This window comes from Moorena sp. SIO1G6 (assembly GCF_010672795.1).
GTDB classification, from domain to species: domain Bacteria; phylum Cyanobacteriota; class Cyanobacteriia; order Cyanobacteriales; family Coleofasciculaceae; genus Moorena; species Moorena producens.
Genome location: NZ_JAAHFZ010000010.1, coordinates 105412 through 127673 on the forward strand (window position 1 = coordinate 105412; position 22262 = coordinate 127673).

The 22262-nt window shown below is 42.9% G+C and carries 20 protein-coding genes, 2 tRNA genes and 2 pseudogenes; 16 read left to right on the forward strand and 8 right to left on the reverse strand.

What is annotated here, in order from left to right; all coding sequences use genetic code 11:
• Positions 1 to 159: 159 nt before the first annotated feature.
• Together F6K63_RS11990 and F6K63_RS11995 are read right to left on the reverse strand one after the other, a co-directional pair.
• Positions 160 to 233: transfer RNA gene (locus tag F6K63_RS11990), tRNA-Pro, on the reverse strand.
• 63 nt (positions 234 to 296) lie between these two features.
• Positions 297 to 818 (reverse strand): GNAT family N-acetyltransferase, encoded by a 522-nt coding sequence (locus F6K63_RS11995; protein ID WP_008181937.1) that lies wholly within the window; start codon positions 816 to 818, stop codon positions 297 to 299.
• Positions 819 to 1523: 705 nt separating this feature from the next.
• Between F6K63_RS11995 and F6K63_RS12000 the strand changes: the two genes are divergently transcribed.
• On the forward strand, positions 1524 to 2249 hold the full coding sequence (locus F6K63_RS12000; protein WP_044492570.1) for a hypothetical protein: 726 nt from the start codon (positions 1524 to 1526) through the stop codon (positions 2247 to 2249).
• 315 nt (positions 2250 to 2564) lie between these two features.
• Complete coding sequence (locus F6K63_RS12005) at positions 2565 to 3476, forward strand: alpha/beta fold hydrolase (RefSeq protein WP_287312212.1); 912 nt, start codon at positions 2565 to 2567, stop codon at positions 3474 to 3476.
• A gap of 251 nt (positions 3477 to 3727) precedes the next feature.
• Here F6K63_RS12005 and F6K63_RS12010 read toward each other — a convergent pair whose 3' ends face one another.
• Both F6K63_RS12010 and F6K63_RS12015 read right to left on the reverse strand, forming a co-directional pair.
• Complete coding sequence (locus F6K63_RS12010; protein WP_287312214.1) at positions 3728 to 4900, reverse strand: FG-GAP and VCBS repeat-containing protein; 1173 nt, start codon at positions 4898 to 4900, stop codon at positions 3728 to 3730.
• 85 nt (positions 4901 to 4985) lie between these two features.
• Complete coding sequence (locus tag F6K63_RS12015; RefSeq protein ID WP_008181931.1) at positions 4986 to 5219, reverse strand: hypothetical protein; 234 nt, start codon at positions 5217 to 5219, stop codon at positions 4986 to 4988.
• Positions 5220 to 5332: 113 nt separating this feature from the next.
• On the opposite strand from F6K63_RS12015, the gene F6K63_RS12020 reads away from it, so the two are divergent.
• From F6K63_RS12020 to F6K63_RS12055, 8 genes and pseudogenes are all read left to right on the forward strand, one after another.
• A complete protein-coding gene (locus F6K63_RS12020) occupies positions 5333 to 6340 on the forward strand; it encodes an RnfABCDGE type electron transport complex subunit D (protein ID WP_008181929.1) in 1008 nt (335 codons plus the stop codon).
• 75 nt (positions 6341 to 6415) lie between these two features.
• Positions 6416 to 7798, forward strand: coding sequence for a DUF2330 domain-containing protein (locus tag F6K63_RS12025; protein ID WP_008181927.1), 1383 nt, complete (start codon positions 6416 to 6418; stop codon positions 7796 to 7798).
• A 465-nt stretch (positions 7799 to 8263) separates the two neighbouring features.
• A pseudogene (locus F6K63_RS12030) lies at positions 8264 to 8575 on the forward strand (ABC transporter permease subunit); the annotation flags it as partial.
• 390 nt (positions 8576 to 8965) lie between these two features.
• Positions 8966 to 9991, forward strand: a complete 1026-nt coding sequence (locus F6K63_RS12035) for a DUF6492 family protein (protein ID WP_287312216.1) — start codon at positions 8966 to 8968, stop codon at positions 9989 to 9991.
• Positions 9992 to 10565: 574 nt separating this feature from the next.
• The gene (locus F6K63_RS12040; protein WP_287250588.1) at positions 10566 to 11444 is read left to right on the forward strand and encodes a hypothetical protein; all 879 of its coding nucleotides are present in this window, start codon (positions 10566 to 10568) and stop codon (positions 11442 to 11444) included.
• Between the two features lie 223 nt (positions 11445 to 11667).
• Complete coding sequence (locus tag F6K63_RS12045) at positions 11668 to 11889, forward strand: hypothetical protein (RefSeq protein ID WP_131826970.1); 222 nt, start codon at positions 11668 to 11670, stop codon at positions 11887 to 11889.
• A 71-nt stretch (positions 11890 to 11960) separates the two neighbouring features.
• Positions 11961 to 12119: a hypothetical protein gene (locus tag F6K63_RS12050; RefSeq protein ID WP_229414257.1), complete on the forward strand. Its 159-nt coding sequence runs from the start codon at positions 11961 to 11963 to the stop codon at positions 12117 to 12119.
• A 20-nt stretch (positions 12120 to 12139) separates the two neighbouring features.
• On the forward strand, positions 12140 to 12580 hold the full coding sequence (locus F6K63_RS12055; protein WP_287296361.1) for an MATE family efflux transporter: 441 nt from the start codon (positions 12140 to 12142) through the stop codon (positions 12578 to 12580).
• 170 nt (positions 12581 to 12750) lie between these two features.
• Here the strand turns inward: F6K63_RS12055 and F6K63_RS12060 are convergent, their stop codons facing one another.
• The 4 genes from F6K63_RS12060 to F6K63_RS12075 all read right to left on the reverse strand — a co-directional run bounded on the left by F6K63_RS12060 (position 12751) and on the right by F6K63_RS12075 (position 16629).
• A complete protein-coding gene (locus F6K63_RS12060) occupies positions 12751 to 13926 on the reverse strand; it encodes a PLP-dependent transferase (RefSeq protein ID WP_287312217.1) in 1176 nt (391 codons plus the stop codon).
• Between the two features lie 62 nt (positions 13927 to 13988).
• Positions 13989 to 15326: a pyridoxal phosphate-dependent decarboxylase family protein gene (locus F6K63_RS12065; RefSeq protein ID WP_287312219.1), complete on the reverse strand. Its 1338-nt coding sequence runs from the start codon at positions 15324 to 15326 to the stop codon at positions 13989 to 13991.
• Between the two features lie 467 nt (positions 15327 to 15793).
• Positions 15794 to 16027, reverse strand: coding sequence for an SGNH/GDSL hydrolase family protein (locus F6K63_RS12070; protein WP_287312221.1), 234 nt, complete (start codon positions 16025 to 16027; stop codon positions 15794 to 15796).
• The gene (locus F6K63_RS12075; protein WP_287312223.1) at positions 16012 to 16629 is read right to left on the reverse strand and encodes an SGNH/GDSL hydrolase family protein; all 618 of its coding nucleotides are present in this window, start codon (positions 16627 to 16629) and stop codon (positions 16012 to 16014) included. Before F6K63_RS12075 ends, F6K63_RS12070 begins: the two co-directional genes overlap by 16 nt.
• An 82-nt stretch (positions 16630 to 16711) precedes the next feature.
• Here F6K63_RS12075 and F6K63_RS12080 point away from each other — a divergent pair.
• From F6K63_RS12080 to F6K63_RS12105, 6 genes and pseudogenes are all read left to right on the forward strand, one after another.
• Positions 16712 to 16828 (forward strand): annotated as a pseudogene (locus F6K63_RS12080) (IS200/IS605 family transposase); the annotation flags it as partial.
• Positions 16829 to 17107: 279 nt separating this feature from the next.
• On the forward strand, positions 17108 to 17989 hold the full coding sequence (locus F6K63_RS12085) for a hypothetical protein (protein ID WP_287312224.1): 882 nt from the start codon (positions 17108 to 17110) through the stop codon (positions 17987 to 17989).
• Between the two features lie 567 nt (positions 17990 to 18556).
• Positions 18557 to 19036, forward strand: coding sequence for a DUF4079 domain-containing protein (locus tag F6K63_RS12090; protein WP_287312226.1), 480 nt, complete (start codon positions 18557 to 18559; stop codon positions 19034 to 19036).
• The gene (locus tag F6K63_RS12095) at positions 19036 to 21396 is read left to right on the forward strand and encodes a ComEC/Rec2 family competence protein (RefSeq protein WP_287312228.1); all 2361 of its coding nucleotides are present in this window, start codon (positions 19036 to 19038) and stop codon (positions 21394 to 21396) included. The genes F6K63_RS12090 and F6K63_RS12095 overlap by 1 nt, the downstream gene beginning before the upstream one ends.
• Positions 21397 to 21515: 119 nt before the next feature.
• Positions 21516 to 21602: transfer RNA gene (locus F6K63_RS12100), tRNA-Ser, on the forward strand.
• A 198-nt stretch (positions 21603 to 21800) separates the two neighbouring features.
• Positions 21801 to 22238 (forward strand): DUF3119 family protein, encoded by a 438-nt coding sequence (locus tag F6K63_RS12105; protein WP_287312229.1) that lies wholly within the window; start codon positions 21801 to 21803, stop codon positions 22236 to 22238.
• Positions 22239 to 22262 lie beyond the last annotated feature (24 nt).

Genomic DNA, 22262 nt, shown 5'->3' on the forward strand with positions numbered 1-22262 from the left:
GCAGAGATTAAATTCATTCTTGTCGATCATAGCTTGACGTGGCATGTTAACTTAGCTGATCAGCGGCGTTTCATGGCTCTGCACCTGACTATTATCAAGTTTCACTGACTTTACCCTGGTGTCTTGACTGATTAGACTTATTGATTGATCGATTTCCAATCGGGATGACAGGATTTGAACCTGCGACATCCTGCTCCCAAAGCAGGCGCGCTACCAAGCTGCGCTACATCCCGGATGCTACCTCTAAGCAGTATAACCAGTATAACTCACTTTTGGCATTTTGTGTGTACTCTAGATTAATCTGGATACCAAAACATGCCTTTAATACCTTCTGGGTCAGGCATAAATCCCATTTTACGGTAAAAACTTACCACTTGAGGATCGGCAAATAGGGTGATATTGCTAATATCTTGGCTGCGCAATTTTTTGATCATATATCTCATCAAAGCTTTACCTAGTCCCTTGGCTTGGAAATCTGGATGAACTACTACATCCCAGATTGTGGCATTGAAAGCATGATCAGAAGTGGCACGGGCAAAGCCAATTAAGCGCCTCGTGTTACCTCGCTGGTACCACATAGAAGTAACCAAAAAGCTATGCTGAATGGCTTTCTTAACTTTGCGCAGAGGACGCCGAGACCAACCAACAGCATCACAAAGTTCTTCCAATTCGTACAGGTCAATTTCCCGTGTTGTACTGAAAAATACCCGTGAGGTACCGTCGGTGCGATATTTGACACCTTCTACGGTATCTCCTTCAGATCGTGTTTGAGGCAAAGCAGTATCAGAACTGCTAAAGAAGCTTTTCCAAAAACCCATGCAGGTGTGACAGTGGCGTTATCATAATTGTGAGCTACTTGGACTGGTAATGGTCTTCTTTCCCTGACGGCTCAGACGTTCTGGGTCTCGGTCAACCAGAGCCAGACTTAAATGTTTTAAAAAACAGAAAGTGATATTTGATCTATATGGTTTTACTCCACCAGGAAAACTATCATACCCGACCTACCTTGATCTGAAACTAATTCTTTGTGCAAATGATAATACCACAATTAAGCCTCCTATCCAAATTCCCATCCTAGCATTCCCTCAAGGCTCGCGCTCTTTGAAGTTGCTTGGGTAAGATTCTCGCGTCGGAGGGGGCACAGCTGTTTCAGGCTAGGAAGGTACCGAAGGTGGGGAAGTTGGGGAAGATTAGTTAGACTAGGCTAATCAGCAGGATTGCTCAGAAATGAATCAGATCCGCCCTTGTTGTTGGCTGGGGGCTCCAACCCATATATATCAAGAAATCAAGCAAATCAAGGTGCGCTTTCCAATGGGCGAGTAAATCGCCCTTGGGTCGCACCTCAATGTTAAACTCTATCTATATATACATTTAAGGCTCTTTTATCAGTATTTTTGTAAGTCCCCCTAGAAGCTGACGGGGTTGTGTTAACTCAAAAAGCTTAGGTGCGCTTGACCTTGGCAAATTAAATTCGCCACGGGTCGCACCTTTTGATAAACAAGAATAGCCACCTACCCCTATCGATCACTGTGGGTTGGAAATCATCCCAACAAGAAATCCTGAAACGCTTCAACCGAGCGTTTCCTAAGTTCTATGAACAGTTTGTCAGTAGTGAGATCCAACTGCACAACCTCAAACTGGCTTACCGACTCTATAAAACCCAACATGCTGTAATTGAGATCAAACCGGAAGGCTCAAAAAGTGTCCTGCACTTTGCTTACCGCAATGAGTCTTTTCTGCTCAGTGACATTTTTGGCGTTCTGACTGCCTATGGACTGACTATCCACAGTCTCAGTCTTTATGGTCAAATTAGTCCCCCAATGCTGGTGTTTATGAAACTAGTGGTGTCTCGTGACCGGAAAGCGCTGACCTACAAAACCTCAGAAAATGTCTGCCGTGCCCTGAGGGAGGCTTTGGCAGGGCGCTTTGAGGTGGAACAAATGCTGGCAGTGGAATTTAATCTCGATGCTGGCTTGAAGCAGGTAGAAACAGAATTTTATGTAGACCCAGTGTTTCATCTACCAGCGCTGTTAATTGAGGCCAATAACCAACCTGGATTATTTTACAAAGTTATGTATGCCATCTGGCAAGAGGATTTACTGGTGGTCAATGCCAACTTGCTGGTGTGGCGGGGACGAACCCGACTGATTCTTTACCTACTAGGTCCTAACGGAAACTTGATTCCCGATTATTTAGGTCAAAAAATTGCTGAAAGCATTCGGAGGCGATTACTAGGTCAAGTGTTTTAGTTATCATTGGGTGACAAGCACAGGTGAGACCCGAAAGTGCGACCCAAGGGCGATTTACTCGCCCATTGGAAAGCCCACCAAAGCCAGAATTTAATTCTTAATGGGGAAAGCGCACCTAAGGACTTATGCCGCAAACCCAGTTTCTTAAGGTAATTACTACGATTTCAGCCTTTGATATATAACCAGAAACCGGGTTTTAAGGCTATTGGTGGCTAAGTCCGTCATCCTGCCTACTTTTCAAGTAAAGACAAACAAGATGTGATTAAAATCACTGACTAATTTCCTATCCTGTTAATTCTTCGATAAGATCAAGGTATGGCAAGCATTAACATCCTAGGAGTATCCCATACTTACGAATTAACACCTCCTACTCAATCATCCTGTCCTGTTCTGGTTTTCATCCACGGCTGGCTGTTAAGCCGTAGCTATTGGCAACCTCTAATTTATAGGTTGTCACAGCAGTATCAGTGTCTGATTTATGACCTGCGGGGATTCGGTGAATCCCAGTCCCAAATTCATAACACTCAAAGCTCAACATCGAACCGGGACTCGGAATCACCATTTCCTGAGACTGCTGCTTCATCCACTGACCGCTATAGCTTAGCTGCCTATGCTCAGGACTTGGGCATCCTGCTAGAAAAACTGGGAATCGAGCCGGCTTGGTTGGTTGGTCATTCCCTAGGGGGTAGCATTGCTCTATGGGGTGCCTATTTGCTGCCTCAGAGGATTCAAGGGGTAATCTGTCTTAATGCTGGTGGTGGGATTTATCTGAAAGAAGAATTTGAGCGGTTTCGGGTGGCTGGTCAGCAGTTGGTAAAACGGCGTCCCCGTTGGTTGTGTTATGTCCCTTTACTGGACTTACTGTTTACCAGGGCTCAGGTAGCGCGCCCTATTGCCCGGAAATGGGGACGTCAACGGGTTATTGATTTTGTTACTGCTAACGCAGAAGCTGCATTGAGAACCTTATTAGATTCTACCACAGAAGCGGAGGTGCATCGCTTACCTCAGGTAGTTTCCCGACTCAAACAACCTGTTTATTTCATTGCTGGTACTAAGGATAAGGTAATGGAACCCAAATATGTGCGCCATCTTGCTAGTTTTCACAGTCTCTTTCAATCCTGTGGGGACAATGTGATTGAAATTGCTGAATGTGGACATATGGCGATGGTTGAGAAACCAGAGACTATTGATGATCAAATTCGTCAAATTTTGGCTAATTACAGTTAATTAAAATGGTTAATTAGAATGGGCGAGGCTCAAGCTAATAGAGAACTTTAGCCTCACCCCAGGCTGGGAATGATCGGGCGATCTAGCCGAGATTTGCTTAATGCATAACCTAGATAATTCGGCGTTGATGATTAATGGAATAATTGAGGGGAGTGGGGAATGGGGAATGGGTAACTGACCACTGATAAATGACCCGACTATACTTGATATCATTTCTTACTTCAGCAACGTCGAAAATTCAGAGGGAAGTGCTAGGCAAGTGCAGCACCAAACAGATCACCGGCTTCATTTGCTCCTAGACCTGCCTGATCCAGTCCTTGGCTAGGTACCAATCCGTTAGCGGAGCCATGAAAGATAAAGGCAAACCCGGACTTGGGATCAGACCCAGGAGCTTCACCAGGGGCTCCAACCCCTAGGTCGTCAAAACCGTCGCCGTTGAAGTCTCCCACTGCTAAGGATTCACCAAACCGATCACCAGCCTCATGGGCTCCCAGTCCTGCCTGACTCAGCCCTTGGCTGGCGACCAGTCCGTTCTGGGAACCATTAAACACAAAGGCAAACCCCGACTTGGGAGCCGACCCCGGGGCTTCACCAGGGGCACCAACTACTAAGTCGTCAAAACCGTCGCCGTTGAAGTCTCCCACTGCTAAGGATTCACCAAACCGATCATCAGCCTCATGGGCTCCCAGTCCTGCCTGACTCAGCCCTTGGCTGGCGACAAGTCCGTTCTGGGAACCATTAAACACAAAGGCAAACCCCGACTTGGGAGCCGACCCCGGGGCTTCACCAGGAGCCCCAACCACTAAGTCGTCAAAACCGTCACCGTTAAAGTCTCCCACTGCTAAGGATTCACCAAACCGATCATCAGCCTCATTGGCTCCAAGTCCTGCCTGATCCAGCCCTTGGCTGGCGACCAGTCCGTTCTGGGAACCATTAAACACAAAGGCAAACCCCGACTTGGGAGCCGACCCCGGGGCTTCACCAGGAGCCCCAACCACTAAGTCGTCAAAACCGTCGCCGTTGAAGTCTCCCACTGCTAAGGATTCACCAAACCGATCATCAGCCTCATTGGCTCCAAGTCCTGCCTGACTCAGCCCTTGGCTGGCAACCAGTCCGTTCTGGGAACCATTAAACACAAAGGCAAACCCGGATTTGGGAGCCGACCCCGGGGCTTCACCAGGGGCCCCAACCACTAAGTCGTCAAAACCGTCGCCGTTGAAGTCTCCCACTGCTAAGGATTCACCAAACCGATCACCAGCTTCATTAGCTCCGAGTCCTGCCTGACCCAGCCCTTGCCTGGCGACCAGTCCGTTCTGGGAACCATTAAACACAAAGGCAAACCCCGACTTGGGAGCCGACCCCGGGGCTTCACCAGGGGCACCTACTACTAAGTCGTCAAAACCGTCTTTGTTAAAATCTGCCATAATTATTTACCTACTTGGATTTGGTTTGAGCGCTTTCCCAATTCCCTCTGTAGACTTCTCAGACCCAGTTCAGGAGTTTATGCAGTCAGTTACGAAACTTTACATTGATTGGGTAGGCTATGATAATCACCAGCCAGAAACTCTCTGCTGATTGTTGGTCTAAATTAGCTTGCCCAAATCCAGTACCTGTGCAGAACCAGTCAAAAAGAGCATTTGCACAGTAGCGATGCAGCGCGGTCTTGGGGGTTTCCCCCATGAGCGACTGCATCAAGAATGGTGCGATCGCTCCCGTAGCCTGGTGTTGGTAGCGGGTAAACATTGCCTGATAGCTCTTGCAGTAGTCTTCGTAGAGTTAGCGTGTTTTTTTGTGTTAAACCTGATCCATAAAGAGCGCCCTGATTACTTTAACAGTCGGATCAGAATGCGTAGATAATGTGGCAACAAGACCCCCGAAACCATCAAATTCTGTTTCTCTCCATCTTCCTAGTCTTGGGCATCAGCACTCGGGACTGGACACTAAGACCAGACTTGATTCTAGTTGTAATCGCAAGCTGTCTACTAACTCAGTGGTTAGCAGCATTTCTTTGGTCAAACCCCAAACACAGATCCGCAATCAAAAACTCTGGGGAGCTTGGCCTCTCTTTCTTTGGCCTCCCTTTCCTTGGCCTCCCTTTGAGTTTTAATCCCAAACCCTATTTCCAAACTAGCCTTGAATGGTGCAAAATTCAAACCTTAGAAACAATTCTTAATCTGCTGACAAAAAAATCAAATTGCCCCCAGGATAATGATGCTACTTTCGCCAGTTCTCCCAAACCCCCTTCCCTAAAAAGTGCTATGATTACAGCCTTAAGCTTGAGTCTGCTGCTGCGTGCTGATAACTATAGCACTATGGTTTTAGCTGGCTCCCTAGGAATTTTGAGTAAATTTATTTTCCGAGTAGAGGGCAAGCATTTTTTTAATCCAGCCAATTTCGGAATTATTGCTGTTCTTATCCTAAGCAATGATGCTTGGGTTTCTCCCGGACAGTGGGGGGATGATGGTTGGTATGCTCTATTATTTGCTGGTACTGGCAGTATGGTGTTAAAACGGGTAGGACGATGGGATACAACGGCAGCGTTTTTGGGTGCTTATGCCGTTTTAGAAGGGATTAGAAATGTCTGGCTTGGCTGGAGTTGGGATGTATTTTGCCATCGCTTGATGAGTGGGTCTTTGTTACTATTTGCCCTATTTATGCTAACCGACCCTCGCTCAATCCCCAATGCACCGATTAGTCGATTGCTATGGGCGGTGTGTATTGCGTTACTCACTTTTATATTGCGCAATCAATTCTTCATGCCTACTGCTATTTTCTGGGCGTTGTTTGCCCTATCCCCTTTGACCGTAATTTTGGATTTTATTTGGTCATCTACAAGATTTTCCTGGCATGATAGTGAATCTTAGGTGCGCTTTCCGCATCTAATTATTAAATTCGCCACGGGTCGCACCTATTAAATGACGTGAATTAAGCTTATAAAAATGAAAATTATTCGGGTTATAAGTACTATTATTATAACGGTTTTAGTGAGTTTAGGGTTGGCTCAAAAAGCTTGGGGTTTTTGTGGGTTTTATGTGGCCAAAGCTGATACTAAACTATATAACCAGACGTCTCAAGTGGTAATTGCTCGGGATGGCGATCGCACTGTTTTAACCATGGCAAATGACTATCAAGGGGATGTTAAAGACTTTGCCATGGTTGTCCCAGTTCCTGTGGTGCTTCAGCGAGAACAGGTGAATGTAGGTGACCCTAAGATTATTGAAGGCCTCGATCAGTTTAGTGCACCTCGACTAGTGGAATATTTTGACCCAAACCCCTGTGCCGATAACCGAAGGTATCTCGAAAGTGCGCCAGCAGACCTAGGTCGTCCAGGTGGCACAAGGGGAGCGGATGCTTATGATCGTAGTTTAGGTGTCACGGTAGAGGAGCGCTTCTCAGTTGGAGAATATAACATTCTTATCCTCAGTGCTAAGGACTCTAGAGGTTTAGAAACCTGGCTCAGACGCAACGGTTACAAAATTCCACGGGGAGCAAATCGGTTATTGCGACCCTACATCCGCCAGAATATGAAATTTTTCGTTGCCAAAGTCAATCTGGAGGAATTTGACCCCCCCAATGTGAATCTGCACGAATTTGACCCCCCCAATGTGAATCTGCACGAATTTGACAAAACTGCCTACCAACGGTTGCGACCCCTCCAGATGGCTTACGAGTCTCCCCGATTTATGCTGCCCATTCGCTTAGGAATGATGAATGCTACGGGTGAGCAAGACCTGATTGTGTATGTGTTATCACCCCGAGGTCAGGCTGAAATTACAAACTACCGCACTGTGAAGATTCCTTCTAATACTGAAATTCCAGTATTTGTCAAAGCAGAGTTTGGTGATTTCTACACTGCTATGTTCCAAACTGCTTACGAGGGTGAAGGTAAAAAAGTGGCTTTTCTTGAATATGCTTGGGATATGGCTAGTTGTGACCCATGTTCAGCTAATCCCCTCAATCGGGAAGAACTCCGGAAATCAGGTGTCTTTTGGCTAAACTCAGGAAGAACCAATAGAAGACCCAATAATGTTTATATCACTCGCCTCCATGTTCGCTATACCCGTGATACGTTCCCAGAAGATTTGATGTTCCAGGAAACGTCAAACCGTGAATTGTTTCAGGGACGATATATCCTTCGTCATCCCTTTACTGGGAAGATGAGCTGTAGCGCAGGAGTTGACTATCAACAATCCTTAAATCGACGATTGAAACAGGAAGCTCAAACCTTAGCTGAGTTGACTGGATGGGATATTGATGAAATCCGCAATAAAATCGATTTTCCTGATGTTAAGCCTATTCCTTGGTGGAGACATCTTTGGTAAACCATGGAAATCGTTACTTGTGACTTGTTACTTGGTTACTTGTTTTACTTGTTATTTCTTACTTGACAAGTAACAAGTAACCTAGACTTAATGTAAAGCAATCTAAATTTTAACAAAGATATGTAACGCAATTATAGCGTTTCTCGCAGTTATGAGGTACACTAGTCTTTGAGACTGATTACCTTAAAACCCTCTTTACTATTGCCTTTTGCCTTTTGCCTTTTGCCTTAAAGGGATAAGCAATGTCGCTCATGAGTATGAGAACTGCTATATCATAAATTTGACGGGTTGAACCAGGGTAAGCTCATCTAAATTAGTATCAAAAACTACAGATAAAAGTTTTTTGACTGAAGTTACTCTGTTCATTTGTACTACTTTGAGACTCAAACTCCCTTAAGGTAAGCGATGTAGCAATTGAGTTTCCCAAAAGGGAATAGGTAATAACCAATTTAAATGCACATCAGCTTATTTATAGGACAGGTTTTACTGCCCTTATTTTTACCCAAAGGAATGCGACCGGATCGGGTATTACGGGCAATTGTAGGATTAACAATATTTAGTTCAGCTGATCTAGCAGAAAAGGTGCGGGGTGGACTCCAAGCCATACCGAGAGGTCAAGTAGAAGCTTCTAAAGCCCTAGGTTTGAATACCCCGTTCACTTTAGGATTGATTGTTTTACCTCAAGCTTTTAAAATATCGATTCCATCGATTGTCGGTCTGTTTATTAGTCTGTTTCAGGATACAACACTGTTGGCAATTGTGGGATTATTAGAATTGAATTATTAGACCTCTTGCAAAAGTAGTTTTCTGATAGTGTTTGCGTCAATTTTTATCCACTGTTCCCTGTTCCCTGTTCCCTGTTCCCGACAACTGCCGCGAAGTCTATTGAATGATTAATTATAAATTATGAATGGGGTTGAAGGCGACTTGAAGTCTAGCTTCAGCTAAGTTCTGCTCAACCAGTCGCAATAGCAGAGGTTCCACCCCTAGCCCATATGAATGATAAGTGATGAATGATCAATTCTGAATGGGGTTCTGAGGTACTTGTTCAGCTTAGATGTTAATAACGGCAAGAGACCTTAACATCCTAAACTAACACTGACTCCTTGCTCGATTAAGATGATATTTTTATTGTTGATAGTCTAGATAAATTCGGAGTTAAACGCTATGTCACAAGAAATCTTCGACTTTGTGATTCCTCTCTATCAGTTGCGCTGGAACACGCGGGGTGTGCTTGAGGGAATTACAACCCATTACAAACCTCGCAGTATCCATGTGATTTCACCTGAGCCAGAGGCGCGATCACTACAACAGGTGTCTCAGGGTTGGGAAGTGGCTCCCCTTTATACCCATTCTGAGGAAACCTTCTTTCAAAAGAGTGGTCTGACAAAAGACAGAATTTGTGCTGAACTGGAACTCGGGGAATCCCTTTATACTCCAGGCTGGTTCTATCAGCAACTCTTAAAACTGGGTGCTGGTGAGGGAATTGATCACTTAAGTGAATGGTATGTTGTCTGGGATAGTGACCTACTTCCGGTTGCGACTTGGCCCCTGATTTGTGAGGAGAACCAAACCCAACAGCATACGTTTGCCCTACTTCAGCACAATCAGTGGGGCAATGCGAGCATTGTCTCCACTTGGGCAGAATGGATTCGCTCGGTGTTGGGGGTTGAACCCCTAACAGACCCTGAAGGCACTTTTATTCCCCATCATATGTGGTTTAAACAAGAGCACCTTAAGTCCTTTAAGTGTCAGGTGAGCAACTACTTTCAATCGGATGACCATTGGTTGTTGCTGATGATGCGATCTGCGCTGAAATTTGGCACCTTTAGTGAATATTGGTCTTACGTTTCCTGGGTGGCAGCTCAAGCCCCAGATCATCTGGCTTTTCATCCCTATGAACGCTATGGGGCAACCACTGAACGGTTTTTTGATGATGGTACGGGTTTGTTTTCTGCGACATTACGGCGATATCAATCGACGGTATCCCAGCCGACTCAAGAAAGCTTTTCTCCGTCCTATACAGAGTTAGAATCCTTTATTCAAGCTGAGTATGGGTCAGATCCGCTGCCATCTTCTTTATCTTTTGAAAGTAGTCCTCGACATCTCAAAAAGAACACAGAGAATATGCATATCGAAGAGTTGCGTTCTCGTTGGAATCCTCGGATGACTGAAGTCTCTAGCACAGACTAAAGATTGGAAATCTAAATGGATTCGGGTTCATCTGGGATGGCAGCAGGTCACCTCCCGGTATATAGGACTCACCATGACCGAGACATCAACGCGAGTAAAAATATTTTGGCGGCTTGGCTCGGCCATTTCAGTCTGTCGAGCGCGCCTTTAAGTAGGTGGGAATAAATAAACGTTAAAACTTAGAATCCGAGAATGAAGCTGAAAACCTTTATTCAAGAGGTTTTCACGATTTTGAATCTCATAGCAAATCCGGAAAGGAAAAACAGGATTAGAATTAGGGTCAAACAACGGTAGAGTCAGACAAAGACAAATATTTTTTACTGTCTGTACTAACCGAATTTGATATCACTCGCTATTTTACGGATAATTAAACCCACCTACTTAGACCTGAGCAAAGTAAATCTGTTAAGGCAGGTGCGAAATCCCCTAGTGGAAACAAGCAGAAACCCAAATCGTGAGGTTTGGGAATCCCGCTCCAAAAGTGAAACGTTGGCGTCGGGAGGAGGTCAACAATGGTCTTCAAACAACCTGTTGACCGAAAAGTCGTTAGTTATTGTATGAAAACAATCGGTTTATGCCACTCCAAAGACTACAAAAATTGATTAAGCCTATTATCCAGGATATCGGCTATGAATTAACAATTCGGAACCGGATTAAACAGATTCCGATTATTCAAGAAATAGAACGTTTAAGGACAAGTGAACGCTATCAAAATCCTCAGGGTTTAATTGCTTTTGGTAGTAAGGTTTATTCCCAAAGTGATGAAGATGGCATTATTAGAGAAATCTTTAACCGGATTGGTGTCACGAATCAAATCTTTGTTGAATTTGGCATTGGCAATGGCTTAGAAAACAATACCCTTGCCCTGCTTTTTGATCATTGGCAAGGTCTATGGATCGATGCGTCGTCTAGTTCGGTAAATAAAATTAGAAAATATTTTCATAAAGTCATAGAAAATGGTCAGTTAAAAATCGTTGAATCCTTTATTACAAAAGAGAATATCAACGAATTAATTTCTGCCAATATAGATGCTGATGAAATCGATATATTATCAGTCGATATTGATGGTAATGACTATCATATTATTGATTCAATCACCTGTATAAGTCCCAGAGTGATTGTCGTTGAATATAATGCCAAGTTCACACCACCCATTTTATATTGTATGGACTATGATGCCACACACAGATGGGAAAAAGATGATTGTTTTGGGGCTTCATTGAAGTTTTTTGAGGTCAATCTAGATAAAAAAGGGTATTATCTTGTGGGCTGTAACTTATCGGGTGTTAATGCATTTTTTGTCAGAAAAGATTTGGTTAGTGATCAATTTTTTGCTCCGTTCACGGCTGAAAATCATTATGAACCTGCCAGGTATTATCTCTCGGGATATTTTGCAGGTCATCCTGCCAGCTATCAAACCTTAGCAAAATCTCTGACCATGCGCTCTATTTGAAATTCGCTGAACATCAGCACCCCGCTCTAAAGAGACGGGGCTTTTAGCTTCCCTTTTTAGGTAGCTGACCAGCTATCAGAATTGTTCTTGATCTGAGTTGTCTCTCTATCCTGTGTTTCACAGAAAGTGGAACTTTTGAAATCCCATAAAAATTTTTAAAATTAAGCTTGATTTTTGTTAAAATTTACTCTTAAAAATACCAATAAAGTTGATATTTGAGCCGATGAAACTTGCCCGCTTAAACTCAGACAGTCTTATCCCCCGCTTCTACAGGCTTGCGGTCATTAATACTCTCTCCGTAAGTATTCACCGGTCAGTGGTCAGCCGTCAGCTGTCAGTGGTCAGTGGTCAGCCGTCAGCTGTCAGGGGTCAGTGCTCAACAGACGTAACTCAGATTAGACAAATGGTTACCTGTTTTATTCAAAAGCTGAGAGCTGAAAGCTGAGAGCTGAGAGCTGAGAGCTGAGAGCTGAGAGCTGAGAGCTGAGAGCTGAATGCTTACCTCTCTCCAATATCATGATTCCCTTATCGGGCTTAGTCAGCGTGGCTTTCCTGGGACATCTGCCAGAAATTCGTCACTTAGCAGGAGTTGCAGTCGCAACGGTTTTGTTTACCTATCTTTACCGACTTTTACACTTCTTGCGGATGGAACGGGAGCGACGGCTCAAGCTGTAGGCAAAGATGACCGCGAAGCCATGTTATTATTGGGTTTACGCAATGGATTGATAGCGTTGGTACTGGGTGTATTAATTGTTATTTTACAATATCCTATCGAGAAAATTTGGTTTCTTATACTCGATGCTCCTGATGACGTTAAATCTTCTGGTATTGCTTATTTTAATGCCCGTATTTGGGGTGCTCCCGCAGTGGCACTTAACTTAGTCGTGATCGGTTGGTTATTAGGAAAAGAGATGAGTGGTAAGGTGCTAGTGATAACAATCCTTGGCAATTTAGGCAATATAATCTTTGATTATTTTTCCATTATTAAATGGCATTGGGGCAGTATTGGAGCTGGTTTTTCTGCTTGTTTGAGTCAATATTTGACCTTATTTGTGGGAATATTCTTTATCAGTCAGGATGTTCGATTCCAAGAAATTCAGCAGTTAAGTGATTGCATTTGGCAGGGTTCCATTTAGATTAGGATAATATAATCGGGGGTAAGGCCAAAGGAAATAGAGTACAGAAACAAGATACTCTAATAGACCTATGCGCAAAAGTATTTTTCTGATAGTGTTTACCTCAATTCTTGTCCACTGTTCCCTGTTCCCTGTTCCCTGTTCCCTGTTCCCGACAACTGCCGCGAAGTCTAATGTATTTCCGTAGGGATATATCGAGCAAGACTACAATCGAGATCCTCAATGATACTATCGACTGGATCATTAAAGCCGATGGAGAGTCGAATCAGACTATCCGTAATATTTAATGATTTTCTATCCTGGTCGGATAAATAGTAGTAGGTAAAGGGAGCAAGCTGTTCGATATAAGTTTCCGCTGAACCAAAGTTAGAAGCAATATATGGAATTTTTAAGTTGTCAATGAATTCTGATGTCTCACGTTTTGAGAGTTTGAGTTCAAAGGTCACAACACCACCATACCCATTAGTAAAATATTTCTTGGATAGTTCTCGATGAGGATGAGAATCTAACCCCAAATAATAGACCTTGGAAACCAAATCATGGGAATTTAAAAACTCAGTCAGTTTTTGCCCTGAAGCATTTAAAGACTCCATTCTCAACTGAAAGGTTTTCAAGTGTTGACCCAATGTAAACACATCCCGAGGGCTAGGAATAACTCCATTGATATTTCTGAAATTTCTAATTTGAGCGATCGCTTCCTTTTTACCAGCAACACTTCCCCGTACCACATCAGCATGACCATTGAGATATTTAGTACAACTATGAATCACTAAATCTGCCCCCCATAAACAGGGTTGAAAATTATAGGGACTGGCAAAGGTACTATCGACAACCAGAAGCGTATCGGGTTCTAACAACTCTTTGATTTTTTCAATATCTGCCAGGTAAAGATGAGGGTTAGAGGGAAGTTCTAGGAAAAGAATATTAATATCTTGACTGACTTGATCAAGTGTTCTCATCAACTCAGATAGATCCGAATTATCCAAAATCAAAGTTTTGAACCCCAGTTTCTCAAGATTCTCAAAAACACGTCTTGTGTTTTTATAGAGATAGCAAGTTGTTGCGAAACAGCTTTGAGATTTGGCGAATGCCATTAAAGTGCTGTAAATAGCACTCATTCCACTGGGAAATAGTAAGCAATCTTCAGCCTTATCGAGTTGGGCTAAGATTCCCTCTACTTCTTCCCAATTCGGATTATGATACCTGCCATAACGGCCTTTTGTGAGCGATCCTTCATGTAAGGCTTTAACATAAGTTTCATGATCGTCATAAAAGTAGGCTATATTTTGATAAATGGGTGTTAGAATTGAGTTGGTGTAGGATTCATGCTTTCTGACTCTGCCCATTCTCTACTCCTCCTGTAATTTCCTGTAATTTTGGACTTCTAGATTAGACTTAGAGAACGACTTTATCCAACAGATTCATAGATTTTATATAAATAAGCAACAATTTCAGAAATGATATCTGTTGTCAGATTTCCATGATGTACAATTATCCGAATAAATGCCGGAAGATTATTAAAACTAGACGAACTGACTTTGATAAAGTCATCCTGGACTACTTGATCATAGATAGCGAGATTAAGTTGATCGATTTTCTCAATTTCTGCCGCCGTGTAATCTGTGATGGTTTCCTTCACTTCCATTTCTTCAGGAATAAACCAGAAACAGAGGTTAAAATACTGGGGTTCGACGACATATAAAACCCGCTCCGAAAGTTGTTTCCTGAATTTTTTCCGATTTTTATAGTATTTTTGAATTAAGTTTTTCAAGTGTTCAAGACCATGATGTTTGAACATCAACCAAAGCTTAAAGGCATAGGCTTCTCGGGAACATTGTAAAGACTTGATGCTGAGACTATATTTTCTATTCTGGTTGCTGGTAAATGGAGAATTAGGATTATGTGCGATTACTTCATCCACTAAAACAGATTTGTCTTTCACCAGTAAGACTGAACATAATAGAGGGGCTGAAAGAAATTTATGAAAGTCTAATACAATTGAATCTGACAAACTACTCAGTTTTCTGTAAAACGCTGCATCTTCACTAAAGTAAACCCCGCCTCCCCAAGCTGCATCAAGATGAATCCAAGGTTGAATCGCGAATTCTTGGAATATTTCCAGTATTTCTTCTACCGGATCGAAAGTTCCCAAGGTAGTCGAACCCATAACACAAGCAAAGTAAATTAGATTGAGATTATCAGCTTTAATTTTGCTGACTAATTCTCGTAAATGTTCTCGATCAACGACTCCTTTTGTGCTTGTTTTAACATTGATAATATGTTGAATCCCACAAATCTTAGCAGCTTTACTGATAGAGTAATGAGAATGATCGGAAACCAGAATGACTGATTCTCCTAAATTAACTTTTGCTCTTTGTACTGCTAAGAATACAGATGCCAAATTAGATAAGGTACCACCCGGATAAAAGATACCATCGCCTTCAGGATAACCCACTAACGGCAGGAGAGTTTCTACCATTTCTACTTCACAACGAGTAAAAATTGGCGAACATTCTTCAGTATGAATATTAGAATTAATGTAGTTAGACACGAAATCGGCAAAAACACCGATAGGGTCGGGATAGGAAAACAAGTATTTTAAGTTTTTTGGGCTGTAGATATCTGGAGTAATAGACAGCGTAGATTTAACAAATTTGTCAATCCTCTCTAATCTTTCCGGTTCGGATAAACTATAGATGCCATCCAGCATCTTCAAGCATTGATCAATGTCTTGTTCTGTTAGCATCTTAAATGTTTGTAAGAAGTTTAGGGTAATTCAGTCCAAGCTATCTGGATATCGCCAATTCCAATCGTGATCAAGCCAACCAGTGCGCATCAGCGGAGATCGGAGTGCAAAAACTAGCACTTGATACAGATTTTTTGAGGCAGGAAGCCTGAAAAATTTGATACATCAATATTAGAATCTGGCGTTATCACAATAATTACGGAGACAGACCTTTTTATAATACCACATCGAATCACACTGGCAAAAACGAGGAGCTTGATAGGCCCGTGAATGCATTCCGAAAGGCCTATATAAGCCATTTGGTATCTATAGTGATGGTCAGCAATTAGCAAAATCCTTCAGAAGAGCTTCGCCTACAGCAAATGCGCGTAGCGCACGCTACTTGAGGTGCTATCAACAATTAGCAATTTAATGATGGGGTTATACCGCAGGGTAAGCGCAAGGCGCTTACCCTGTAGATTTTTTTCTCAACTACCATAGATCTCGATCTCAAGGGGAACATCTATAGGAATATCATCTTGCTTTTCCCTCGTACCAATGCCGATCATGATTTTGAACCAAGCGTGAGCCAACTTTTTGTAACCCTCTGGGGTTAGGTGAATACCATCCTCAAGCATGTGATCAGGGGTGAATATATTGCGGTTATTAATAAATCGAATGTTCTTGTTTTTATAACTTTCTCCAGTCAGCAAATTTGCCAATAGGTTATTGTATTTATCAGCTTTCTGATTCTTGAGAGTACCATCCTTAAGTGCAGAGGGGTTAATGGGGGGAATTGAAGAGACAAACAAATATACCTGATCTGGGCGAGAATTTTATCAATTAGTAAAATCATTTCATTGACTGTATCTTCAGGGCTTTCATTCTGAAAAAGTATGTCGTTTGTGCCAGCCATTAATAAGATAATATCCGGTCTTGCCTGCTTCAGCCAATCTTCTATTTCGGAGTTTAAATCTGACCACGCATTGGATGCTCCAACACCAGCTATGGCAAATCCCCCATGCCCTTGATGCTCTTTGTCAAACACATATGTGTTGTTTTGGCCTAAAACTATTTCGGGATTTTCTGAGGTAGCGCTACCCACAAAATTTACTCTATAGCCATTATCTTTAAACAATGCCCACAGGTCATCTCGATATCCGGCTCGATCCAATGCTTTACCACGAGTGTTTGAGTCTCCTAAAGGCATAATCTTGAGAGACCATTGATCGATGGTGAGCGCCTCTGCGGTGGGAGAAAACTGAAATAGGCTGATGCAATAAGCGGCGATTAAGGTCAATTTTGGGGAGAATTTTTGCTTCATACTATAGTTTCCTAGTAAGCTTGAGGTACAGTAACAGCAATGAGCAAACCAATTACGAAGATCATTATTGCTTAGACAATAATTTCCAGACCTGTTGAGATTGCCAAGTTTATGGACACATTCGTATATGTTTGACACCACTGGCAAGATTAGCACTCAGAAAGTTTTAGTGTACATTAGCGACCCGCATCGCGGATGAATCAATTCATCCGTTCGCTTATATCCCCCGACTAAAGTACAGGGGCTTTAGCCATCACACTTGTAAAGCAATCTATATCTTAACAAAGATATGTAACGCAATCATCATAAATTTGATGGTTACTTAACATTTATCAATGATAACCTAAAATTTATCTTAACTATTAGATTCCAGGGATAGTTATTGTGAGACAATTAGTAGTTGATATCAGGCTGTGGGGAGACTCCTCCAGCGATTTCGGCGATTTGTTTTAGTTGTCTATGAGCAGGAGCTGTATGAATGTCTTCAAAGCAATTTACTAAATCCCAGGAAAATAACGATGGCAAGATTTTTACTAGCAACTTAGGGTTTACTGCACTCTGCTTCTTAATTGGTTTAGCTGGATTTGGCTATATTCTCGCCACATTGCCCGGAATCGCCGAATCGCCGACAGACCCTTCTAGAACCTGTATAGTCGATGGTTGGAAACTGGGATTAATTATTACTCACGTGCTGGTTTTTGCCCTAATACCTCTGGCGATGAGAATTTTTTACAACAGTTTAAAAAATTTAGGACTGCCATCGAGAAGTATTTTTGCTTCCCAACTCGGTCTAGCTTTTGTGATGGTGGCGATCGCTTCAGAAATTGGTTGGCACGTCACCCAATGCTGGTATTATCAAAACGATTTTACGATGCTGAATTTCATGTTTTACTTTTTCTTGATTTCAGCATTTGCGCTGTGGGCGGATGGGTTAGTAGAGAATACTACTATAATCACCAATTTAATTAACATTGTGTTTGCTATCAGTCTGTTAGTTGTTTCAATTTTATACCCTTTAGGTTATCAAGCCGGTAACGATAATTTTAAGATTCCTATCTATATTGCACTTACTCTAGTTTTGGGTGTGTTGACCTATCGAGGCTATAAGATACTGGAAGATTGGAAAATTATTCTTTTCCCAATTTTCTCCGTTGGAGTCAATTTAACCTTTGTGTTTCTTCTAGATAAGTTTGGAGGTAATCCCTATACTGACCCACAAGTTACTTTCAATGCTTTATTTCATATCCTTCACGATTTAGTAGGAACCGAAGCTGGATTAGTCATCTTTACCTGGCTTGTCTATAGTAAAGGCATTGCTCAAAAAAACTCCAAAGCTACATTAGCGACAGGAAAAAATTAGTAAATACTAATTTTGATATATACCAGTTTTAAATTGGCCAGGGTAATCCTAAGCTATTTAGTATTACTATAGGTTAACAAGTATTATCATTATCAAAAACAAAGTAGTGACAGTGGCGGGGTGCGGAATGTGGGTGATTAATTTATTGTCACTAATAAGCTAGTAAGCGTTCGCGTAGTGTCGGCTATGACCCATCGCCCTCTAACAAATGGGGATCTCTTCGAGACCCCCTTAGCGATGTGCTTTCAAGTCTTCGATTCATAGTATTAGTCATTTGTCAAAAAAATTTAGATGGCTTTGCCCTAGGGGCTAAAGCCATCCGTCTCCTTTGCACCAGGGACAGGCAAACGATCATACCAGTCTTCTAGGATCTGGTATGATCGTTTGTTAACGTTCAGCTGCGAGTGAATGAAATTGTCTGTTTTCTAATTTTAGACAATTGTCAAGGAATCTAAACATCGCTATCTGGGAATGTTGACAGTTTCTTGCCCAATCAAATTCTGAATATGCTACAAAGATGGTTACTTAAGCTAGGTAAACCTTAATCGAGAGGATAGTTTTACACCGGTGGGAAATTTAAGTCAGCTCTTAGAACCAATTGCTAACCAATTTAGGATTTTAGGTATTCCTGAGCCAGTGGTGCATTGGGGACACCCATTGATGATGGGAATTGTGGTATTGATTATGGGTAGCTTTGTGGGAATAGCAGGATGGCGTGGCAGAGTAGTATCTGAGCCTGAAATAGCACTACAGAGTCGCAGTGATCATCGAAAAATAGCACCCTGGATGTTCATTTTTATCGCAGGTGGCTACACCGGTGGGGTTTTGTCTCTGGTCATGCAGTATCAGCCAATTCTAGAAAGCCCCCACTTTTGGACAGGATCAATCGTACTGATTTTGCTGGCTGCTAATGGGGTGATTGCTTTGACTGGCTTTGGCGGAAACAAAGCATTGGTGCGTACCGTTCATGCCTACTTAGGAAGTACAGCACTTTGCCTGCTATTGGTTCATGTTGTTTTGGGCTTAAGGCTAGGTTTATCGATCTGATGAAGCCTGCCAGTGGTACAGTAGTAAGTCTTGCTTATATTATCGGCCTACTTTCTACAGGGATTCTCCACTTACCGACTGGTGAGATTCCCTGGCAAGAGTATAGAGCTTTGGTAACAGGATTAGTTGTCACAGGGATAGTGGCTGCGATCGCATTCCCCAGGTTCTGGCGCACAGGACCAAAACCAAGATTATGGGTAGCAGCAGGACTAATCTCGGCCTTGGCGGTGGTCTATTTTCAATTGCGGGTACCACAACCAGAACTGAATGACATTAGCGAATATGTCCCCTCAACCAATAGCATTGCTCCAGAGCAACTGTTTAAGGTTGAAGGCAAAGTGGAGAGTATGCCTCGCCTGACCCGAACTCAGCGTACACAATTTTGGTTACAAGCTACTCAGTTAACTGAAATTGAAAGTCGCGAAGATGGGGGAGCGATAAGTCAAGGAGTGACAGGCAAGTTGTATGTGACTGTGCCATTACTTCAAGGAACTGGTATCTACCCAGGTCAGATAATTAGCGTAACTGGGGTTTTATATAAACCCAAGCCAGTGACTAATCCCGGAGCCTTCGACTTTGGAGCCTATCTTGCCCGTCAAGGGGCTTTTGCTGGTTTGAGTGGGCGTCAAATAAACTTTGATGAGGAAACTATTGGCAAACCCTGGGGATGGTGGAGACTGCGACAACGTATTATCCGTTCCCAAGTTCGCTTTTTAGGCTCTCCCACAGGTCCGTTAGTCAGTTCAATGGTTTTAGGACGTCGTGCTGTTGATTTGCCCTACGATATCCGGGATCAATTTATTCAGGCTGGGTTAGCCTATACCTTAGCAGCATCTGGATTCCATGTCTCTTTGCTGTTGGGTTTTGTCTTAGCCGTTACCAGGGGTTTAAGCAAGGAAAAGCAGTTCAGTATTAGCTTGAGTGTACTGTTAATTTACGTGGCATTAACTGGACTGCAGCCATCAGTAATGCGGGCGGCTCTGATGGGGGTGGGTGCCCTAATTGCCTTAGTGACGGCACGGAAAGTTAAGCCTTTAGGGTCACTCTTGTTAGCAGCAACACTGTTACTCCTATTTAATCCTTTGTGGATCTGGGATTTGGGATTTCAGCTGAGTTTTCTGGCCACCCTAGGATTACTAATCACTGCACCAGGGATTATCCAACGTTTGGATTGGTTGCCACCTGCGATCGCATCCCTAGTTGCTGTGCCAATTGCAGCAGCAGTTTGGACTCTACCCCTGCAACTGTATGTTTTTCAAGTTGTTGCCAGCTACTCTATACCCGTTAGTGTTATTGCTACACCCCTAATTTCTATTATCACTTTGGGTGGAATTGTCAGTGCCTTGGCAGGACTAATTTGGCCAACAGCAGGAAGTGGACTGGCTTGGTTACTGTATTACCCAACCCATGGACTGATGGGACTAGTGGAATTTTTCAATCAGTTGCCAGGAAGTTCTGTAGCGGTGGGCAAAATTTCCCTAGGGCAACTGTTATTCCTCTACGGGCTAATTGCTCTAGCTTGCTTGATTAAATGGTTACATCCTCGTTGGTGGCTGATTAGTCTAGTTGCTGTCACTGTGGTGGTGTTGCCCCAATGGCAACAAGCGTCAAAATTGTTTCAAGTTACAGTGCTAGCTACAGGAAATAACCAAATTTTAGTGATTCAAGACCAGGGACAAGTAACGTTGCTCAATAGTGGCAACCCTGATACAGTAAGGTTTACAGTGCTGCCTTTTCTGCAAAAGCAAGGTATCAATCATATTAATTGGGCGGTTGCTCTCGACAAGCAGCCCCAACTCAGAAGTGGTTGGGTTCAGGTTCTAGGTAGTTTACCTATCGACACATTCTACGATAACACTGATTTACAACGACCATTGTCTCAGGCTCAAAATTGGAACGATATTGTCACCCGTAACTCTATCGCTAGTGCAGTAGCATCTAGGCAGGGTTACTACCAACCAATTCCTGTGGGTGAAATACTCTCTGTTGGCTCTACATCAATAGAATTAGTCAACACTGAACCACCAGTGTTGCTGATGCGCATCATTGACCAAAATTGGTTACTCCTAGGAAACCTCAAACCAGGCTTCCAAAAACAGTTAGCCAAAACCATCCGTTTCCCTGAGCTACAAGTACTTTGGTGGTCGGGAAAAAGTCTGAGGCCAGAATTCCTCGATGCCCTGCAACCGAAAATTGCGATCGCATCATCCAATGTCGTGGATGCCTACACGGCGAAGCTCATGCGCAATGCTAAGATGACCCTCTATTGGACAGGCCGTGATGGTGCTATCCAGTGGACACCGGATGGTGGTTTTAAGACTACTGTTGAAGATATTGAGATAGACATTGATGTTCCTTGATAGTGATTCCATCATTGAGCACCCAGCAATGCCTGAGTTTTCAACAGCAGGCTTGACAAATTCCACGGTTTTGTGTTCAAATTTAAGATGAAGTCTGGGGTGCGGTTTGACTAGATCATGGAGGGGTGTCCGAGTGGTTTAAGGTGGCAGACTCGAAATCTGTTATGGTGTCAAAGCCATCGGGGGTTCGAATCCCCCCCTCTCCGTATAAAAATTTAACTCAATTTTTGATTAATCTCACTCAGGAATGTGCTAGGTACTGGTAGTAGGTAAGATCAGGTAACTGTCATCCCATAGAATCCCATAGAAGAAATTGGGAAGATCGAAGAAGTTGGGAATATAGGCTTAGAATTAAATTATATTCATATATTGATTCATCTTTATCAGCTCGGGATTTAAGCCAAGTGACTTCTGCTGATTATTCTCCAAAATCAACATCAGAAGGTGCGACCCGTGGCGAATTTAATTCGCCAACGGAAAGCGCACCTGTAGTTGAACTCTCCCCAAGTTACACACTGCCTATAGTGTTGATTATTGCTGCAGTGACAATATTGCTCATACAACCCTGGGTGAGTTTAGCGATCGCGTTGTTGGGCTTATTCTTGTTGTTTCAAGCCATAACTATACGCCTGCAATTTACTGAAACCGCCTTGGATATTTATCGCTCCGAGACCCTGATCCGGCGTTTTCCTTATCAAGAATGGCAAAATTGGGAAATCTTCTGGACATCAGTACCGATTTTGTTTTATTTTTCAGAAGTCAAAAGCATTCACTTTCTACCAATTCTATTTGACCCAAAGCTGCTACGAACTTGCCTAGAAGAACGCTGCCCTAAAGGATAACTGACATACCTCAAATTATAGAGT

What these genes read in the sequence shown, in the direction of transcription:
- F6K63_RS12010 (WP_287312214.1), bottom strand. Translation starts at nt 4,900, where the DNA reads ATGGCAGATTTTAACAAAGACGGTTTTGACGACTTAGTAGTAGGTGCC.
- F6K63_RS12095 (WP_287312228.1), top strand. Translation starts at nt 19,036, where the DNA reads ATGAAGCCTGCCAGTGGTACAGTAGTAAGTCTTGCTTATATTATCGGC.
- F6K63_RS12040 (WP_287250588.1), top strand. Translation starts at nt 10,566, where the DNA reads ATGCCACTCCAAAGACTACAAAAATTGATTAAGCCTATTATCCAGGAT.
- F6K63_RS12005 (WP_287312212.1), top strand. Translation starts at nt 2,565, where the DNA reads ATGGCAAGCATTAACATCCTAGGAGTATCCCATACTTACGAATTAACA.
- F6K63_RS11995 (WP_008181937.1), bottom strand. Translation starts at nt 818, where the DNA reads ATGGGTTTTTGGAAAAGCTTCTTTAGCAGTTCTGATACTGCTTTGCCT.
- F6K63_RS12085 (WP_287312224.1), top strand. Translation starts at nt 17,108, where the DNA reads ATGTCTTCAAAGCAATTTACTAAATCCCAGGAAAATAACGATGGCAAG.
- F6K63_RS12020 (WP_008181929.1), top strand. Translation starts at nt 5,333, where the DNA reads ATGTGGCAACAAGACCCCCGAAACCATCAAATTCTGTTTCTCTCCATC.
- F6K63_RS12050 (WP_229414257.1), top strand. Translation starts at nt 11,961, where the DNA reads ATGATTCCCTTATCGGGCTTAGTCAGCGTGGCTTTCCTGGGACATCTG.
- F6K63_RS12015 (WP_008181931.1), bottom strand. Translation starts at nt 5,219, where the DNA reads ATGTTTACCCGCTACCAACACCAGGCTACGGGAGCGATCGCACCATTC.
- F6K63_RS12035 (WP_287312216.1), top strand. Translation starts at nt 8,966, where the DNA reads ATGTCACAAGAAATCTTCGACTTTGTGATTCCTCTCTATCAGTTGCGC.
- F6K63_RS12060 (WP_287312217.1), bottom strand. Translation starts at nt 13,926, where the DNA reads ATGGGCAGAGTCAGAAAGCATGAATCCTACACCAACTCAATTCTAACA.
- F6K63_RS12025 (WP_008181927.1), top strand. Translation starts at nt 6,416, where the DNA reads ATGAAAATTATTCGGGTTATAAGTACTATTATTATAACGGTTTTAGTG.
- F6K63_RS12045 (WP_131826970.1), top strand. Translation starts at nt 11,668, where the DNA reads ATGAAACTTGCCCGCTTAAACTCAGACAGTCTTATCCCCCGCTTCTAC.
- F6K63_RS12075 (WP_287312223.1), bottom strand. Translation starts at nt 16,629, where the DNA reads ATGAAGCAAAAATTCTCCCCAAAATTGACCTTAATCGCCGCTTATTGC.
- F6K63_RS12055 (WP_287296361.1), top strand. Translation starts at nt 12,140, where the DNA reads ATGTTATTATTGGGTTTACGCAATGGATTGATAGCGTTGGTACTGGGT.
- F6K63_RS12065 (WP_287312219.1), bottom strand. Translation starts at nt 15,326, where the DNA reads ATGCTAACAGAACAAGACATTGATCAATGCTTGAAGATGCTGGATGGC.